14 protein-coding genes and 3 rRNA genes are annotated in these 16,956 nt (G+C 59.4%); 10 read left to right on the forward strand and 7 right to left on the reverse strand.

The window, feature by feature from the left end; genetic code table 11:
• The first annotated feature begins 34 nt into the window (after positions 1–34).
• Both ACUIAG_RS07575 and ilvA read left to right on the forward strand, forming a co-directional pair.
• Entirely contained in the window at positions 35–2,500 is a 2,466-nt protein-coding gene (locus tag ACUIAG_RS07575) for a bifunctional alpha,alpha-trehalose-phosphate synthase (UDP-forming)/trehalose-phosphatase (protein ID WP_445339543.1), read from the forward strand.
• 317 nt (positions 2,501–2,817) lie between these two features.
• Positions 2,818–4,083 carry a threonine ammonia-lyase gene (gene ilvA, locus ACUIAG_RS07580; protein ID WP_198189759.1) on the forward strand — a complete coding sequence of 422 codons (1,266 nt, stop codon included), beginning with the start codon at positions 2,818–2,820 and terminating at the stop codon, positions 4,081–4,083.
• 175 nt (positions 4,084–4,258) lie between these two features.
• On the opposite strand, the gene ACUIAG_RS07585 is transcribed toward ilvA, so the two are convergent.
• The gene (locus ACUIAG_RS07585) at positions 4,259–4,516 is read right to left on the reverse strand and encodes a hypothetical protein (protein ID WP_445339544.1); all 258 of its coding nucleotides are present in this window, start codon (positions 4,514–4,516) and stop codon (positions 4,259–4,261) included.
• 423 nt (positions 4,517–4,939) lie between these two features.
• Between ACUIAG_RS07585 and ACUIAG_RS07590 the strand changes: the two genes are divergently transcribed.
• On the forward strand, positions 4,940–5,206 hold the full coding sequence (locus ACUIAG_RS07590) for a hypothetical protein (protein WP_445339545.1): 267 nt from the start codon (positions 4,940–4,942) through the stop codon (positions 5,204–5,206).
• Between the two features lie 46 nt (positions 5,207–5,252).
• On the opposite strand, the gene ACUIAG_RS07595 is transcribed toward ACUIAG_RS07590, so the two are convergent.
• Genes ACUIAG_RS07595 through ACUIAG_RS07605 form a run of 3 tightly spaced genes read right to left on the reverse strand, consistent with a single transcriptional unit; the run spans position 5,253 to position 5,963 of the window.
• Positions 5,253–5,492 (reverse strand): hypothetical protein, encoded by a 240-nt coding sequence (locus tag ACUIAG_RS07595; protein WP_445339546.1) that lies wholly within the window; start codon positions 5,490–5,492, stop codon positions 5,253–5,255.
• A complete protein-coding gene (locus ACUIAG_RS07600) occupies positions 5,489–5,704 on the reverse strand; it encodes a hypothetical protein (RefSeq protein ID WP_445339547.1) in 216 nt (71 codons plus the stop codon). Before ACUIAG_RS07600 ends, ACUIAG_RS07595 begins: the two co-directional genes overlap by 4 nt.
• A gap of 43 nt (positions 5,705–5,747) precedes the next feature.
• Entirely contained in the window at positions 5,748–5,963 is a 216-nt protein-coding gene (locus tag ACUIAG_RS07605; protein WP_045923824.1) for a hypothetical protein, read from the reverse strand.
• A 121-nt stretch (positions 5,964–6,084) separates the two neighbouring features.
• Between ACUIAG_RS07605 and ACUIAG_RS07610 the strand changes: the two genes are divergently transcribed.
• A complete protein-coding gene (locus tag ACUIAG_RS07610; protein WP_445339548.1) occupies positions 6,085–6,306 on the forward strand; it encodes a hypothetical protein in 222 nt (73 codons plus the stop codon).
• A gap of 248 nt (positions 6,307–6,554) precedes the next feature.
• Here the strand turns inward: ACUIAG_RS07610 and ACUIAG_RS07615 are convergent, their stop codons facing one another.
• Positions 6,555–6,875, reverse strand: coding sequence for a hypothetical protein (locus ACUIAG_RS07615; protein ID WP_445339549.1), 321 nt, complete (start codon positions 6,873–6,875; stop codon positions 6,555–6,557).
• 715 nt (positions 6,876–7,590) lie between these two features.
• Here ACUIAG_RS07615 and ACUIAG_RS07620 point away from each other — a divergent pair.
• Both ACUIAG_RS07620 and ACUIAG_RS07625 read left to right on the forward strand, forming a co-directional pair.
• Positions 7,591–7,941 carry a hypothetical protein gene (locus tag ACUIAG_RS07620; RefSeq protein ID WP_445339550.1) on the forward strand — a complete coding sequence of 117 codons (351 nt, stop codon included), beginning with the start codon at positions 7,591–7,593 and terminating at the stop codon, positions 7,939–7,941.
• Positions 7,938–8,318, forward strand: coding sequence for a toxin-antitoxin system protein (locus ACUIAG_RS07625; protein WP_101431815.1), 381 nt, complete (start codon positions 7,938–7,940; stop codon positions 8,316–8,318). Before ACUIAG_RS07620 ends, ACUIAG_RS07625 begins: the two co-directional genes overlap by 4 nt.
• 870 nt (positions 8,319–9,188) lie before the next feature.
• Here ACUIAG_RS07625 and ACUIAG_RS07630 read toward each other — a convergent pair.
• Positions 9,189–9,944, reverse strand: coding sequence for a Sir2 family NAD-dependent protein deacetylase (locus tag ACUIAG_RS07630; RefSeq protein ID WP_445339551.1), 756 nt, complete (start codon positions 9,942–9,944; stop codon positions 9,189–9,191).
• A gap of 644 nt (positions 9,945–10,588) precedes the next feature.
• On the opposite strand from ACUIAG_RS07630, the gene ACUIAG_RS07635 reads away from it, so the two are divergent.
• The 3 genes from ACUIAG_RS07635 (at position 10,589) to rrf (ending at position 15,879) form a co-directional block, all read left to right on the forward strand.
• Positions 10,589–12,113 (forward strand): 16S ribosomal RNA (locus ACUIAG_RS07635).
• Between the two features lie 411 nt (positions 12,114–12,524).
• Positions 12,525–15,596: ribosomal RNA gene (locus ACUIAG_RS07640) — 23S ribosomal RNA — on the forward strand.
• Between the two features lie 166 nt (positions 15,597–15,762).
• Positions 15,763–15,879, forward strand: a 5S ribosomal RNA gene (gene rrf, locus ACUIAG_RS07645).
• Together the 16S, 23S and 5S rRNA genes form the textbook arrangement of a ribosomal RNA operon.
• An 89-nt stretch (positions 15,880–15,968) precedes the next feature.
• On the opposite strand, the gene ACUIAG_RS07650 is transcribed toward rrf, so the two are convergent.
• Positions 15,969–16,208 carry a hypothetical protein gene (locus tag ACUIAG_RS07650; protein ID WP_445339552.1) on the reverse strand — a complete coding sequence of 80 codons (240 nt, stop codon included), beginning with the start codon at positions 16,206–16,208 and terminating at the stop codon, positions 15,969–15,971.
• On the opposite strand from ACUIAG_RS07650, the gene ACUIAG_RS07655 reads away from it, so the two are divergent.
• Positions 16,207–16,866: an NAD(P)H-binding protein gene (locus tag ACUIAG_RS07655; protein WP_445339553.1), complete on the forward strand. Its 660-nt coding sequence runs from the start codon at positions 16,207–16,209 to the stop codon at positions 16,864–16,866. The genes ACUIAG_RS07650 and ACUIAG_RS07655 overlap by 2 nt on opposite strands.
• Positions 16,867–16,956 lie beyond the last annotated feature (90 nt).

Below are 16,956 nucleotides of genomic sequence, written 5' to 3' on the forward strand. Positions count from 1 at the left end.
ATTCCGGCACGGACGGGAATAGAAAGCGGGTTGCATGTCTCGTCTGATCATTGTCTCCAATCGTTTGCCCATGTCACTGCAGGCGCAGGAAGACGGCTCCTACACCTTGCACCAGAACGTGGGGGGACTGGCCACGGCCATCGGCCCCTACCACCGTTCCCATAAGGACTGCCTCTGGATCGGCTGGAGCGGCATCGATCCTCAGAAGTACTCGGAAAAGGAGCTGGACCGCATCCGTCAGGCCTACCGGGAGAGCCGGTGCATTCCTATCTTCCTGAGCAAGGAGGAGCTGAACGGATACTACGCCGGGTTCTCCAACAACACCCTGTGGCCGCTCTTCCATGACTTCTCGCACGAGGCCGTCTTCCGCCAGGAGGACTGGGAGATGTACCGCAAGGTCAACATGCGTTTTGCACAGGTGGTGGAGCCGCTTATCCGCAAGGGCGACACCATCTGGGTCCAGGACTACCACCTGATGCTCCTGCCCAAGATGTTGCGCGAACGTTACCCTGACGCCTCCATCGGCTGGTTCCTGCACGTGCCCTTCCCAAGCGCCGAGATCTTCCGCTCCCTGCCCTGGAGCCGCGAGATCCTGGAGGGCGTCCTGGGCGCCAACCTGATCGGCTTCCACACGGTGGACTTCTCCGCCAGCTTCCTGGCTTCCCTGCACAGGCTGCTGCCCGAACTGCCCGTCAACCGGGACGGCGTGGTCGAGATGCCTGACGGCCACCGAGCAGCCATCGACGCCTTCCCCATTGGCATCGACTACAACCTCTACCGGCGTACCGCCCACTCCGGCCTGGCCCGGGCCATGCGTCGAGGAATCGACGAGGCCTGCGGCAAGTCCCCCCGTCATCGCTACCGCACCTCGGTGACTGCCGAGGGCGTGGCGGCCAACGAAGCCGCCACATCGGACGCCAACTGGTGGAGCCACTACATGGAGAAGGACATCCCCGAGTCCACGCTGGCCAAGCAGGCGGCTTCCTCGGTGGGCAGCCGCTCCAACAAGGTCATCGTTTCGGTGGATCGGCTGGACTACACCAAGGGTCTGCCCGAGCGGCTTCAGGCCTTCGGCCGCATGCTGGACAAGTACCCTGAGTGGGTGGGCCATGTCACCTACTACCTGCTGGCCACCCCCTCGCGTGAGGTCGTCGAGTCCTATCAGCGGCTCAAGGCCCAGGTGGACCAGCTGGTGGGCGAGATCAACGGCCGCTACTCCCTGCTGGCCTGGACCCCCATCCACTACATCACCCGCTCCCTGTCCATCAAGCCGGTCTGCGGCATCTACACGGCTGGAGACGTAGCCCTGGTCACCCCCCTGCGCGATGGGATGAACCTGGTGGCCAAGGAGTACCTGGCCTGCCATGACGGGCGCGACGGCACCCTGGTCCTGTCGGACATGTGCGGGGCTGCCGACGAGCTGACCGATGCCTTCATCGTCAATCCCTACGACATCGACATGGTCTGCGAGGCCCTGCACAACGCTCTGGAGATCACCCCCGAGGAGTCCAAGCGGCGCAACATCCGCATGCAGGCCCGGCTCAAGGTGCGCACCGCAGCCAACTGGTGCACCTCGTTCCTTGACTCCCTGCGGCAGGTCTCCACTCCGGGCATGACAGACAGGAGGCTGCGTATGGATCACCACAACGCCATCGTTCGTCAGTGGGACGGCGCCCATCGTCGTCTGGTCCTGTGTGACTATGACGGGACGCTGACCCCGCTGGTTCGCCGTCCTGAGCGGGCCAAGCCCACCCAGGCCCTCCGCCGTCTGCTGACCCAGGTGGGAAGCAATCCCGATGTGGACTTCCTGCTGGTCTCCGGCCGCAGCCATCAGATCATGCAGGATTGGTTCGGCGACCTGCCGGTGGGGCTGATTGCCGAGCACGGCGCCTGGAACCGCAACCTGCCCGGCAGCGACTCGGACGAGTGGCAGCGGGCGCAAGGCCTGCCCGACTCCGATACCTGGCAGAAGGTGATCCGACCAATCATGGATGAGTCGGCCACCAGGGTCCCCAACTCCTTTGTGGAGAGCAAGTCCGATGCGGTGGCCTGGCACTACCGGATGAGCGATGCCCAGGTGGCGGAACAGGAGCGTCAGGATCTGCTCCATCGTCTGCGCGGAGTAGTGGTCGGCCTGGGGTTGATGATCATGGAGAACTCCAAGGTCGTCGAGGTCACCCCTGTGGCCACCAGCAAGGGCCAGGCCATCCTGCCCTTCGTCAACAGCGATGATTACGACTTCATGATGGCCCTGGGCGACGATGAAACGGACGAGACCATGTTTGCCGTCATGCCCGATAAGGGATGGACCATCAAGGTCGGGCCCGGCCAGACCAAGGCCCGGCTGCGGGTCAACGATCCGACCGCAGTCACTCTGCTGCTGGCCGACCTGGGTGCCGGTGTGGCCCGTGACTCCAATGAGCCCGTGGCATCCCACGACTTCCGCGACGACCATACCGTGGTCGACGAGGCGCATGCCCAGCTCACTGACGAGAAGTGAGGCGGGGGCAAGTCAGGCAGACGATCGCTTGCCCCACCGGTGACTGCTCGTGAAGCCCGGTAAGTTCACGGGCAGCTGGCGGTGATTGGCGCTCACTGCGGTGACAGCCTGTGATGACCGCGGACGGATGATCATGGGCTGTAGGTTGCGACTGTTGCCTGTCGCTACCTCTTAGTGGCGACTGTCGAGAACTGTCGGCAACTTTTCGGGTATCCAAACGTTCGAGTGCTCACATCTTTTGGTGTTTGGCAGGTTTGGGTGTCCACCATGTTGACGGCTGACCCCATTGGTCGGGCCCGGCCGACCATACTTGGAGCATGGATACTTCAACAATCACTGCCTGTCTTGAGTCCGATCATGCCGCTGATCTGCGCAAAGCCGCCCAACGTCTGGAAGGTGTGGCCCGTCATACCCTTATCGAGGAATCCGATGATCTGGGTGCTCGGATAGGCCATCGCGTTCTGCTCAAGCCGGAGAATCTGCAGCTGACCGGATCCTTCAAGATTCGCGGAGCTTATAACAAGGTGGCCTCGTTGGATCAGGACGAGCTGGATCGCGGCATCGTCACCGCTTCCGCCGGCAATCATGCCCAGGGGGTGGCTTTTGCCGCACGCAGCCGTGGCGCGAAGGCCACGATTGTCATGCCCCGGATCACGCCGCCCCTCAAGGTCGATGCCACTCGGGCCTATGGCGCCGAGGTTGTCCTGCAGGGCGAGGTCTTCGACGAAAGTTCCGATTACGCCTTGGGTCTGGCACGTGATCGCCGCATGACCTTCGTCCCGCCTTTTGACGACTACGAGGTCGTCTGCGGTCAGGGAACCATCGCCATGGAGATTCTTCAGGACGTGCCCGATGTCACCGATATCGTGGTTCCCCTGGGTGGGGGCGGGCTGGGCGCCGGCGTGGCGCTCGCCGTAAAGACCTTCAAGCCAGACGTCAGGGTCATCGGAGCCACCCCGGTCGGATCTCCGGCCTGGCGTGAATCTCTGACAGCTGGTCATGTGATCGCAGCGGATCAGATGCGCACAGCTGCCGAGGGCGTAGCCGTCAGACGTCCCGGCGATCTGAACTACGCTCTGCTCAGCCGATATATGGATGATCTGGTCCAGGTGACCGAAAGCGACATCTCCGAGATGATCCTATTCATGCTGGAGAAGCACAAACTGGTGGTCGAGGCAGCCGGAGCGGTCTCCTTGGCGGCCTTGGGCCAGTTGGATCTGCAGTCCGATGTCTTCCGGTCGGCCCCGGGTCCGCATGTGATCGTCCCCATCATCTCGGGCGGCAACATCGACACGGTCACCATGGGTGCGGTCATCCAGCGGGGGATGATCTCCCGCGGACGCATCATGCAGTTCGGCGTGGAGCTACCTGACGTTCCCGGCCAGCTGGTCAATGTGGCCACGGTCTTGGCCGATCTGCGAGCCAATGTCATCGAGCTCAACCACGACCAGTTCAAATCTTCCGGCCACTATGACAACGGCGTGCTCTTGGAGGTGACTGTGGAGACCAACGGCCCCGACCACATCACCCAGATTTTGGATACCTTGCGCAGTCGAGGCTTCCAGGTCCATCAGAACTACTGAGCCTAGCTTCCCGATCGGAACCGGGGTCCAATGCCCAGCTTCCAAGGTTCCAAGATAAGGATCACGACCGGGCAAACAGCCAGAATGGCCGTCGCCGTTGCTGAGTTTGGCTGATAGCCTGCAGGTTCTTGCATGGACTATCTATGGCAATCCTTGCGCCGTCTTTCTTGATGCTCTAATGTAGGCTGCCCTCTGCGCCGGCCTCGGTCAGGGCCGCGTTCCAGAGAGCGGCCTTATGGTTCTGCGACTGTTTGAATCTGGTGACGAAGTTTCGTGCTTCTGCATAGTTCGAGCCCATCTGGTTCCGGAGCGATTTCCAGGTGATGACCGGGGTCTGGTAGGCGTAGGTCCGGCTGCCGTTGATGCGCACCCATTCGGCTGCACCAGGCTCGGGGTTGCGGATAGGCAGAAATATGCGGCAGAAGTCGGGCATTAGGTAGGCCCAGCGCTGCCTGTTGAGCTGCTTCCATTGCGGTCCGCCTAGGGGCCGTGGATTCTGACTGGCGAATTCTTTCGTAAGGAGGCAATACCCTTTACTGCTTCTCTTTGTTCCCCGTTCTGTTCCCGGCAAGAGAAGATTTTTCATACTAAATTCAGTATATCTACGCAGTGAGGGTTCTTGTTAAAGAGGAGGGATTCAAGGTTTCCGCTCGGCGTTCGCTGTTTGTTTTCCGTGCTGGCGGGTCATCTTTGACTTGTCGGCGAACCGGTTTAGGGCGTCCTTGTCCTCGTTCCAGTGGTAGTTGTTCATACACTTTGGTGAGCAGAATCGCTGAATCTTCCTCTTGCCTTTGGCCGGCAGGTACGGCTTGCTGCATAAACAGGCAACGGTCCACATAAAGGCCGTTGATCTCGCTTGTTTCGTGCATTGGTTCCCGCGCAGATTTTGGATTTTGCGCATGTCCTTGCAGCCGAATTTTGTCGGATTAGCGCATCGTGCGCAGAATTTGGTGTCATTTCAACGATAACACCGGATTTTCCGCATTTTAATGCAAGAAGTCCATCTCTTGAATTTGGTCTGATTGTGGCTTGTCTGGACGTGATTGCTGTCTGTGCTGGTTGGCGCACTTGGGGTGTATTGATTGATGGTGATTTCGTGATTGCCGGTGTTCTATGGATGTGATGAGCTGGTTTCGGGTCCTTTTTGGGATAACGGTGGAATGCTTGCTTCAGACTGTGGCAGTTCTTCCGGTGCGCACGCCCGACTCTGCTCTTTCCTGCCGGCTCCGGCAGGCTTGTATCGCATGCATGGAGATGGAGAATCTGTCCACCAGGATGACCCAGGACCGGCTGGCCGTTCTGGGTATGCCTTGCGGATGATGGCCGACTTGGGGGTGCCCTCCTTCTTGGCCGCCCGGCTGGCTTTGTCGCCCAGGTCCTTGGGCGCCCTGACCCTCCAGGCGCATCACGCGGTCCGTTCCTCGGCCCCTTGCTTCTCCAGCTTCTCCAACTTCGCCATGCTCTGGGCCATGAGCGATGCGGCCTGCTTGTCGGTCAGCAGCGGGGCGCCGGGGTCCCGCCGGATGGCGGCCTCCGTGTGGTGGATCAGCTCCCCCCGATCGGCTGCATGGATCATCGCATCGATGTCCTTCTGGTTCTCGGATGTGACTTGCTTGGCCATTTTGCGCTCCTTTCCCTTCCTGTGCGCCTGTCTCTCTTCGCCCTCACCGGGTGGCCTCGGCCCGGCGCAGGCGCATCTGTTCGAATTCCGTATGGAGATCCCTGAAGAACTGGTCCTCGTCCACCTCGCGGTTCGGGTCCATGAACTGTTCGGAGCCGGGGACGGCATCCAGGCGCTCCCCACGTTCGGCCTTGGCGGTCATCTCCTCCATCTGCCGGCGCTCTTTTTCCGTCTTAGGCTCGTACTCGTATTCCTTCATGGCTTCGATTCCTTTATCCATAGACATGGCTTTTTGATCGTTGGTTGGTTTGTCTGTCCGTCTATCGGTCGCGCTTGTGCTACTCAATCAGATAGCGCCACACGTCGTTGACGGTCAAGGTGTGGAAGGCGACGAATTCCCCGGGCTCGTCTTCCTTGACTATGACCTCGATGCAATTCTTTTCAAGCGCTCCAGGATGCCTGGGCCCGACGAACACCACGGCATCCAGCCCATTCCGAGCCTAGACCTCCTCTTTGCCTGCATAATGCAGGACGGCATAGCCGATTTCCTGGTATTCGTTACACCATGCCTGCCGGCGCTTCTGGTCATCTTGAGCGTTTGAGCTCCTCTCTCCCGCCTTCTATCTATATGGCACCACACTGACGACCTGCAGTCAAAGGCCGCACTTTTTTCTTCTGAGTATTCCTTGGATCTACCAGCCGCGTCCTGCTGTGGAGGGCATCCTCCTCGATGATTCATTTCGGCTTCGGGTCGTTTTATAGGCTCCTGTAATCAGGAAAAGACCGCGGCTTTTTCCGGATCGCAGCCATTGCTTTTTGCTTAAGACAACGACAATCAGAAGCCAGGCAGTCAAAAGGCTTTACATGCTTTTTTCGCCCGATTCCGGATGAAGTCGGCCAGGACGGAGTGAACCAGCGCCGAAGAGTTATGCAGGTTCTCCTCCCGGGCGATGCGCTTCAGGGGGTCCTTCATGGTCGGCGTGACCTTCACACGTAGTTCCACGTTGACGGGACGTTGCTCCTCTTCGCGGGGTCGGCCGGCGAAGATGCCCATCAACTCTTTGTCCTTCAGGGCCGGAGCACCAGGGTCCCTGTACACCGCAGTTCCGGGCGCGGGCTTCAGCTCACCCCGGTCAGCCATTGCATCAAGCTCCTCGCTTGTATAGCTCACCTGCGTTTTCCTTTCTATTTATCGGGAGACCGCCATCCCCAGGCCAAACGGTCTGGGATAGCGGGTCCTTCAGCAAAACCGCCGTCATTTGCAATGCATTAGATGCATCCACCTGTCGGTGATGGGCATGGCGTGGAATGCATGCAGGAGGCCATCCTCACGGCTAGCCGCAATCACCTCGATGACGTTATGGGGCGAGCCTCCTTCATGCCTGGGGCCGACGAACGCGACCGTCGCCTCTCCGGGATTGCCCAGGGTTTTTGAAAGCCGAAAGGGTGGCGGACGGCGTATCTGATCTCCCCATTCTTCAGACCATCTTTGCGTGCAGATTCGTCGACCTTTACCAATGTGCAAGATCGCATTCTCTCTCCTTATATCATTTTCACTTCGCGCCATTTCCGCCTCCTTTCCAGTGCATTTCAGTCATACAAAGTTGTATTACTCCATCAAATTACCCCGCTGATTTACTTCGCTAGCGAATACATCCCTTGCTCTTTGCTTGTCGAATCTTGGTTGAGCCACTATGGTGAAGCACACCGCCTTGCCGCCGCAGGAAACGCCCGGCAACCCCCATCTCTTCTTTGATGCTTGCAGAGCGCTGCCTCATCCTCTGGCCGATCATGTCATCGCCTCAGCATGCCGAATCCCCTGTAGTGCGCCCATTAACAGGAAGGAACCTCTTCCCGGCGCCATAAAAGTGCATTACAATAGTGGTATGGCGATTAGGTTCACGGATTCGGCGCACCGGCATTTCGGCGAGGACCGCCTCGACGAGGCCATGGTGCTCAGGGCTATAGGCGAACCGGTATGGACCGCGATCGTTGACCCGGACGACCCGTCCGTGCCACCGCCGGCGCCCGGGGATCCGCCGACAGCGCTCATCGTGTGCAAAAGGCACCCAGGCGCGTTGGACGATGACCTGCTCGAAGTGCTCATCCACCCCGATGGGCCCGACATGCGGGTATTCCACGTCATGCACCTGGGCGGACTGTGGCGCGACTACTGGCACCGCTGGTCCGACGGCCGGGGCGGGAACAGGACGACGACGGAAAGGAAACGGCAATGAGCGACAAGAACACACGGCGCACGACTGTGAAGGCAAGCGAATACGAGAACCGCATGGACCGGCTCGACCGGGCCCCCTCGAAGCCGCCGGTCTCCGCATGGGGCGGCGAGGAAGCCAGGAGGATCAGCCAGGCCATGCTCGACCCCGACACAGATGCCACGAAGCTGTTCGCCACCCTGATGGGACGCCCATCGCTCGAGCAGCGCGAACAGGGCAGGAAACCGAGCGTGCAGCACAGCGTGCGCTTGAGCGAACCCATGGACGAATACGTATCCGCCGCCATCAAGCGCGAGGGGTTGAAGAACCGTAGCGAATACTTCCGCATGCTCGTCCAGCGGGACGCTGAAAACCACCACACCGAACTCGTCGGCGCATGACACGGGACTGAAGCCGAACCTGCTGGATCGCGGCGACCTTGCATGATCATTCCGGGATATTCGGCACTCCTCCGTTTGATCATCTGCTGTCAAGGGAAGCCCCAGCTGGCCATGTGTGCCATGATGGCCCAGCGGGTTCGCCGGATGCGGACACTATTAAGCGGTCGTTTCTTCCGCTGGCGAGAGGTGCCGATGCTTTCCCCGATGAATTTGGACTCGTGATCATGTCTTTCGGGCGCGTTTGAGCTCGGCTATTACACATGTAATCTACTTGGTGACCATCTGAGAGAGCTGGATTCTATATCGGAAGCGTCGGAGCTCTGTTGGGACAAGGCGTTTCAGGCTTATGGCTCTACTAAAAGTATGCTATCGGGCATGAAAAGGCCCCGATGGGATGTATGGCCTGAAGCCAGGGGTGTCCGCTGATCATTGTGGTGTGGCTATGGGGGTTTTGGATCAAAGAACCGACTCTGTCGGTGCTGCGAATAGGTGGAGAGATATGATGGGGCGCGTTGGATGCAGAGGAGCGGGGAAGCGCGGTTATTCCTGTTCGATTTCATGGACCCTATTGGTATCTGGTCCCAGTCCTCGTCGTTGCTGATAAGGGCATGCCCAGGGCATCATAGGTTTGCTCGGGCGGGAAGACTTCGGCTTCCGGAGTCGATTCGCCCTCCTTCTTCTAGGGCAGGGTTACGTTTCCTGATGTAGAGTATCCGCGTGATAGGGGACCGGTACAGGCGGAGTCTGTCTGTAGTGAGACGGAAGACGGCTCAAGGATTGCCATAGTGGGCCCTGCAGGTTCTTGCAGGGCCCATCAGAAATCTGCAGATCGCAGACCTGTTCCAATAATTGCGTGGAAAGGTTAGGGAATCAACTCTGGCCGGTGATGGTCTTGTCAACGAGCTTGGGCAGCGCTTCTTCGATGGGTTCGTGGATGAGTCGGGTTGCCAAAGAATCATACTGTGTCGAACCCATGTTCATGATGGTGATTGGCACGCCCGCCTGGGCTGCCACTGGCACCAGCGAGGCCGCAGGATACACCTCCAAGGTGGACCCGATCACCCAGAATTGATCGGCCTGGCTGGCCAGCCTCATGCTCTTCTCCATGGCGCCCTCAGGTAGGGCTTGACCGAAGTAGACCACATCGGTCTTGATGATGCCGTCGCAAGGCATGTTGCCTTGGTAGGGCATGGGCTTATGGCAGTGTGGGTCGGGTTCCTGATCAAGCCTGGCCATGATGTCGGCTGTCCGGTATGCCTGACCGCATTTCATACAGTGGGAGGTGCCGATGGTTCCGTGAAGGTTGACGATGACGTCCTCGGAGTTGCCGGCTTTCTCGTGGAGGGCATCGAAGTTCTGCGTAGCCAGCAGGTTCAGCATGCCTGCCTGCTCCAGCTTGGCCAGTGCCTTGTGGGCCACTCCGGGCTGGGCCTTCCAGACCGGCGACTCCTTTTGCCACCGCCATGAATACTCCCGCTGTTTCCGGTCGCTCATGAACAGGTCCAGGTCATAGACGCTCATCTGATCGGGATGCTTGGTCCAAACCCCGTCAGGCCCGCGGAAATCCGGTATGCCGGCTGAAGTCGAGATGCCCGCCCCGGTCAGTACTGCAATTGTTGTGCTCATACACCCGTCTTACCATCCGTTAATAGACTCAATGAGTCGAAGGCCAACTTGGTGCGCGAATATACACCTATATCAACATTCGCATTCGTAGGGTGTGGATGACTGGCGATCGCGGACGAAAGGCGAACTCCGTATTGGATGTAACCGGTCCTGACCAGAATTCAGAAGGATCATGCTGACACGCCGACCCAGCAGTGGCTCAAGCAATACTTTGTGAATAAAATGTGTGCATGACGCAGAAACGGTAGGCTGAAGTCCCAACTTCGCGATGTTCTAAAATAAAAAGGGACATATGACGACACGCCGTCTGAGGGCTTGTTATTGCTGGTTTTAAGGGTGCTCCCAGAATGGCCGAGTTGCGTTTTGGCCGGCTCGTGGTAAGTTTATCTCTTGCTGCTCAACACGGCGGTTCTTCTTCCGGGAGGAAGCTGGATGGCTTGTTGGTGTGGTGGTGGTTTGAGAACTCAAGAGCGTGTTTGTGCTACTTATAGCTTTTTGATTGCCAGTCCGATGCCCGCCCGGCTGTTGTCGGGTACGTGGGAGCGTTGTGAGGGGTGTCGGGGTTTTTCGTGGGTTGGTTTCCTCCTTATGGAAGCTGGCCCGTCAATTATTGATGTGGGCTGTTTCGGCCTTCTTCATGGTTTTTTGTGGAGGGTTTGATTCTGGCTCAGGATGAACGCTGGCGGCGTGCTTAACACATGCAAGTCGAACGGGATCCGCCAAGCTTGCTTGGCGGTGAGAGTGGCGAACGGGTGAGTAATGCGTGACCAACCTGCCCCGTGCTTCGGAATAGCTCCTGGAAACGGGTGGTAATGCCGGATGCTCCGCATCATCGCATGATGGTGCGGGAAAGGGTTTACCGGCATGGGATGGGGTCGCGTCCTATCAGCTTGTTGGCGGGGTGATGGCCTGCCAAGGCTTCGACGGGTAGCCGGCCTGAGAGGGCGACCGGCCACATTGGGACTGAGATACGGCCCAGACTCCTACGGGAGGCAGCAGTGGGGAATATTGCACAATGGGCGAAAGCCTGATGCAGCGACGCCGCGTGCGGGATGACGGCCTTCGGGTTGTAAACCGCTTTTGATTGGGAGCAAGCGAGAGTGAGTGTACCTTTCGAATAAGCACCGGCTAACTACGTGCCAGCAGCCGCGGTAATACGTAGGGTGCAAGCGTTATCCGGATTTATTGGGCGTAAAGAGCTCGTAGGCGGTTCGTCGCGTCTGGTGTGAAAGTCCATCGCTTAACGGTGGATCGGCGCCGGGTACGGGCGGACTGGAGTGCGGTAGGGGAGACTGGAATTCCCGGTGTAACGGTGGAATGTGTAGATATCGGGAAGAACACCGATGGCGAAGGCAGGTCTCTGGGCCGTCACTGACGCTGAGGAGCGAAAGCGTGGGGAGCGAACAGGATTAGATACCCTGGTAGTCCACGCCGTAAACGGTGGATGCTGGATGTGGGGCCCGTTCCACGGGTTCCGTGTCGGAGCTAACGCGTTAAGCATCCCGCCTGGGGAGTACGGCCGCAAGGCTAAAACTCAAAGAAATTGACGGGGGCCCGCACAAGCGGCGGAGCATGCGGATTAATTCGATGCAACGCGAAGAACCTTACCTGGGCTTGACATGTGCCGGACGGCCGCGGAGACGCGGCTTCCCTTCGGGGCCGGTTCACAGGTGGTGCATGGTCGTCGTCAGCTCGTGTCGTGAGATGTTGGGTCAAGTCCCGCAACGAGCGCAACCCTCGCCTCGTGTTGCCAGCGGGTCATGCCGGGAACTCACGGGGGACCGCCGGGGTTAACCCGGAGGAAGGTGGGGATGACGTCAGATCATCATGCCCCTTACGTCCAGGGCTTCACGCATGCTACAATGGCCGGTACAACGGGATGCGACATGGCGACATGGAGCGGATCCCTGAAAACCGGTCTCAGTTCGGATCGGAGCCTGCAACCCGGCTCCGTGAAGGCGGAGTCGCTAGTAATCGCGGATCAGCAACGCCGCGGTGAATGCGTTCCCGGGCCTTGTACACACCGCCCGTCAAGTCATGAAAGTGGGCAGCACCCGAAGCCGGTGGCCCAACCCGTTTGGGGGGGAGCCGTCTAAGGTGAGGTCCGCGATTGGGACTAAGTCGTAACAAGGTAGCCGTACCGGAAGGTGCGGCTGGATCACCTCCTTTCTACGGAGATTTTGGAAATCCTTCCGCGCGTGCTGCGCGGGGGTCGTGCCTGCGGGTCCGGCCGGTTGGTCGGATGGTGTGGGCGTGCTGGCGTGGAACGGTCTTGAGGCTGTGGCATGGATGCGCTGTTGGGTTCCCGGACCGCCACCTTGTTTTGGGTGGTGTTCCTGCCGCCCGTCGGGTTCCTGCATGGGGTGTTGCCCTGTGGCGGGTCTTGGCGGCGCGCTGGTGGCTTGAGAACTGGATAGTGGACGCGAGCGGATGGCTGGCTTTTCTGGCTGGCTGTCTGCTGTATTGTTTCGTCCGGGCCCATTTTTTGGTGGGTTCGGGTCGATCGTTTTGTGATCGTTTAGTGTGATGATTTGTCGTCTGGCAGTTCGCAGTTGTTGTTGTCGTGGCATGGCCTGTGGCCGTGTTGTCGGCAAGGGCGCATGGTGGATGCCTTGGCAGACAGGACCGATGAAGGACGCGTGGGGCCGCGATAGGCCTCGGGGAGCCGCCGACAGGGCTTTGATCCGAGGGTGTCCGAATGGGGTAACCCGCCGGCTGTTATGGGCCGGCACCGCATTCGTGCGGGGGGTACGCAGGGAAGTGAAACATCTCAGTACCTGCAGGAAAGGATATTCCGTGAGTAGTGGCGAGCGAAAGCGGATGATGGCCAAACCGGTGCCGTGTGAGACCCGTCGGGGGTTGCGGCATGGGTGTTGTGGGACTTGGCGTCCGGGCTCCGACGGGCCCGGCGGCAGTGATAAAGCGGCGTGTGAGGCGAACGGGATTGAATTCCCGGCCGTAGAGGGTGATGGCCCCGTAGCCGAAGGCGCGCCGCCTGCCGGTTCTTGTTCCCAAGTAGCGCGGGACTCGTGGAATCCCGTGTGAATCGGCCCCGACCGTGGGGTAAGCCTGAATATTCCTGTCTGACCGATAGCGTACGAGTACCGTGAGGGAAAGGTGAAAAGCACCCCGGGAGGGGAGTGAAAGAGTTTCTGAAACCGTGTGCCTACAATCCGTCGGAGCCTTTCGGGGTGACGGCGTGCCTATCGAAAAATGAGTCTGCGAGTCAGTGGTGCGTGGCGAGGCTAACCCGTGTGGGGCAGCCGTAGCGAAAGCGAGTCCGATAAGGGCGTTTCCAGTCGCGTGTCCTGGACCCGAAGCGGGATGATCTAGCCCTGGGCAGGTTGAAGCGCGGGTAAGACCGCGTGGGAGGACCGAACGGACCTGGGTTGAAAACCGGGCCGATGACCTGGGGCTAGGGGTGAAAGGCCAATCAAATTCCGTGATAGCTGGTTCTCTCCGAAATGCATTTCGGTGCAGCGTCGCGTGAGTGCCTCCATGGGGTAGAGCTACTGGATGCTTGAGGGCCCGTATCGGGTACCGACAGCAGCCAAACTCCGAATACGTGCGAGGTGTATCGCGGCAGTGAGTCGGCGGGGGATAAGCTCCGTCGTCGAGAGGGAGACAGCCCAGATCGTCGTCTAAGGTCCCTAAGCGCGTGCTAAGTGGGAAAGGATGTGGAGTCGCATAGACAGCCAGGAGGTTGGCTCAGAAGCAGCCATCCTTGAAAGAGTGCGTAACAGCTCACTGGTCTAGTGGTTCCGCGCCGATAATGTAGCGGGGCTCAAGCACGCCACCGAAGACGCGGCAGCGCAGTTTGCTGTGCTGGGTAGGAGAGCGTTCCGCATGGGGCGAAGCGGCGGCGTGAGCCGGCCGTGGACCGTGTGGAAGTGAGAATGCAGACATGAGTAGCGAGAGGCGGGTGAGAATCCCGCCCGCTGGATGACCAAGGGTTCCGGGGCCACGTTCGTCGTCCCCGGGTGAGTCGGGTCCTAAGGCGAGGCCGACAGGCGTAGTCGAATGGATGAAGGAGTCGATATTCTCCTACCGGCGTCAAGCCGTCCAATCCAAGACGCGGAAGCGTGCCCTTACCTGCCTCGGAGGCTGGTCTTCGGACCTGCCGATGTGGTGGGACCGGCGTGTGGATGCGTGGCGGGTAGCGCGGGAGTGACACGGAACGGGAGCCGGGCCGCGGTGGTGGTTATCCGTGGTCAAGCATGCGGCGCGTCGGGCAGGCAAATCCGCCCGGCATGAGCGCGAGGTGTGATGATGGGGGGCCTTGTGCCCCGAATCCGGTGTGCCGTTCCGTCGAGAAAAGCTTCGGCGTGAGGAGTGGCGCCGCCCGTACCCTAAACCGACACTGGTGGTCAGGTAGAGTATACCAAAGCGATCGAGCGAATCCTGGTCAAGGAACTCGGCAAATCACTCCCGTGCCTTCGGTATAAGGGAGGCCCCTGCCGGTGAGGCGCCTTGCGCGCGGAGCCGGTGGGGGCGGCACAGACCAGGGGGTAGCGACTGTTTACCAAAAACACAGGTGCATGCGAAGACGTAAGTCGCTGTATATGCACTGACGCCTGCCCGGTGCCGGAAGGTTAAGAGGATCCGTCATCCCTCTTCGGAGGGGGCAGCGGTGAATTCAAGCCCCGGTAAACGGCGGTGGTAACTATAACCATCCTAAGGTAGCGAAATTCCTTGTCGGGTAAGTTCCGACCTGCACGAATGGCGTAACGACTTCCCCACTGTCTCGACCAGGAGCTCGGCGAAATTGCAGTACGAGTAAAGATGCTCGTTAAGCGCAGAAGGACGAAAAGACCCCGGGACCTTTACTATACCTTGGTATTGGCGTTAGGTGCGGACTGTGTAGCATAGGCGGGAGGCTTCGAAGCGGGTGCGCCAGCATCCGTGGAGCCGGAATGTGAAATACCGCTCTGTCCTCATCTGGCCTCTAACCTCGGCCGGTCATCCCGGCCAGGGACAGTGCCTGGCGGGTAGTTTAACTGGGGCGGTTGCCTCCCAAAGAGTAACGGAGGCGCCCAAGGGTTCCCTCAGCCCGGTTGGCAATCGGGTGTTGAGTGCAATCGCACAAGGGAGCTTGACTGCGAGACCGACGGGTCGAGCAGGGACGAAAGTCGGAGATAGTGATCCGGTGCCGGCGTACGGACGCGGCATCGCTCAACGGATAAAAGGTACCCCGGGGATAACAGGCTGATCATCCCCAAGAGTCCATATCGACGGGATGGTTTGGCACCTCGATGTCGGCTCGTCGCATCCTGGGGCTGGAGCAGGTCCCAAGGGTTCGGCCGTTCGCCGATTAAAGCGGCACGCGAGCTGGGTTCAGAACGTCGTGAGACAGTTTGGTCTCTATCCTCTGCGCTCGTTGGAATCTTGAGGAGCCCTGCCCATAGTACGAGAGGACCTGGGTGGACGAACCTCTGGTATGCCGGTTGTCGCGCCAGCGGCACGGCCGGTTGGCTACGTTCGGATGGGATAACCGCTGAAAGCATCTAAGCGGGAAGCCCCCTCCAAGATAAGGATTCCATGAAGCCTTCCGGCTTCTGAAGACCCCATGCAGAACACATGGTCGATAGACCGGACGTGGACACCCCGCAAGGGGCGGAGCCGACCGGCACTAATGGTCGAAGACAACACAACACCCGCCCCCGTGAGGGGCGGCGGCATCAACCCGACTGCGAAACACATGCCTGCGGCAATGAACACGAACACGCACAGGCGATCGAAACACGAGACACGCGTCCACCATCCGGTCCCCAAGCCGCCAGGAGACCCCGACCCGGCAGGGTCGGCAGAATTGAAGATTCGCGGCGGTCATGGCCTGGGGGAGACGCCCGGTCCCATTCCGAACCCGGAAGCTAAGACCCAGCACGGCAATGGTACTGCACCCGGAAGAGTGTGGGAGAGTAGCACACCGCCGCCACTAAACGTGATTAAGGGAGGTATCTCCAGGACAATATCCTTCGAGATGCCTCCCTTTTTCATATCCGCAACAGACCTGGGCTTAAAGATTCATGCCTTCTCGCAAAGCCACATTCCAAGTAAGTGAACGCGGTTAAGCGGAATATGAAAAAGCTGCTTCGTACTCATGCTGACTTGTATTTGAGCAGCCTGCGACTTGATATTTGAAATCACTGATCCGGAAGCTCTGGCCTGTTTTGCCGCCTGTTGTTTCTGGTCCAGGACATCTAGAATGGAAAGCAGCCGAATCGGGCGCACAAAAACACATATGCGGAGAAAGCGGATAAACATGGGCAAAAGAATCATTCTTGTAGGAGCCACAGGCAGAGTAGGTGCATTGACCTGCGCTGATCTGGTAAAAGCCGGTCATGAAGTGGTCGCCTGCGCACGAGGGGCCTCGAAGATTCCCGTCAGCCAGCAGGTGGAACCAATGACTCTGGATTTGCATGACCCGCTCTCCCAGGTAACCGACGCATTCCGCAAGTCGCATGCGGATGCTGTCGTCTTCACTGCAGGATCGCGTGGCAAGGACATCAACCAGATTGACGCCCTGGGAGCCATGAAGACCATAGAGGCCGCTAAAGCGGTCGGCATCACGAGGTATGTCATGCTGGGAGCCATGTATGCAGCCGATTGGCTGCGCTGGGAGCAGCCCCAGGTCAAACCTGCCATCGACGCCCTTGCCGACTATTACGTGACCAAGAACATGGCCGACCAATACCTGATCAGCTCCGGGCTGGACTACACCATTATCGAGCCAGGCAGCCTGACCGAACAGACCGGCACAGGAGCCATCCAGGTCGAGCCAGACGGGCCCGGTCCCATACCGATCCCCGACGTGGCACAATGCCTGGCCGACTGCGTCGACCTGGAGCAGACCATAGGCAGGATCTACAACATCATCGGCGGCAGCACGCCCATCAGCAAGGCCCTGACTGCAAACCAGTAACAGAACCCGCCAATTCCTCAAGAGCAACGTCCGCCTACAGACTATGGCGTGTCTGCAGAGCAACAGGAATGGTACCTTGGTTGCATTGCT

It is taken from the genome of Bifidobacterium sp. ESL0825 (assembly GCF_052606465.1).

Excerpts from the sequence above, each read along its gene's own strand:
- ACUIAG_RS07575 (WP_445339543.1), top strand. The coding sequence starts at position 35 with ATGTCTCGTCTGATCATTGTCTCCAATCGTTTGCCCATGTCACTGCAG.
- ilvA (WP_198189759.1), top strand. The coding sequence starts at position 2,818 with ATGGATACTTCAACAATCACTGCCTGTCTTGAGTCCGATCATGCCGCT.
- ACUIAG_RS07585 (WP_445339544.1), bottom strand. The coding sequence starts at position 4,516 with ATGCCCGACTTCTGCCGCATATTTCTGCCTATCCGCAACCCCGAGCCT.
- ACUIAG_RS07600 (WP_445339547.1), bottom strand. The coding sequence starts at position 5,704 with ATGGCCAAGCAAGTCACATCCGAGAACCAGAAGGACATCGATGCGATG.
- ACUIAG_RS07605 (WP_045923824.1), bottom strand. The coding sequence starts at position 5,963 with ATGAAGGAATACGAGTACGAGCCTAAGACGGAAAAAGAGCGCCGGCAG.
- ACUIAG_RS07620 (WP_445339550.1), top strand. The coding sequence starts at position 7,591 with ATGGCGATTAGGTTCACGGATTCGGCGCACCGGCATTTCGGCGAGGAC.
- ACUIAG_RS07625 (WP_101431815.1), top strand. The coding sequence starts at position 7,938 with ATGAGCGACAAGAACACACGGCGCACGACTGTGAAGGCAAGCGAATAC.
- ACUIAG_RS07630 (WP_445339551.1), bottom strand. The coding sequence starts at position 9,944 with ATGAGCACAACAATTGCAGTACTGACCGGGGCGGGCATCTCGACTTCA.
- ACUIAG_RS07655 (WP_445339553.1), top strand. The coding sequence starts at position 16,207 with ATGGGCAAAAGAATCATTCTTGTAGGAGCCACAGGCAGAGTAGGTGCA.
- ACUIAG_RS07650 (WP_445339552.1), bottom strand. The coding sequence starts at position 16,208 with ATGTTTATCCGCTTTCTCCGCATATGTGTTTTTGTGCGCCCGATTCGG.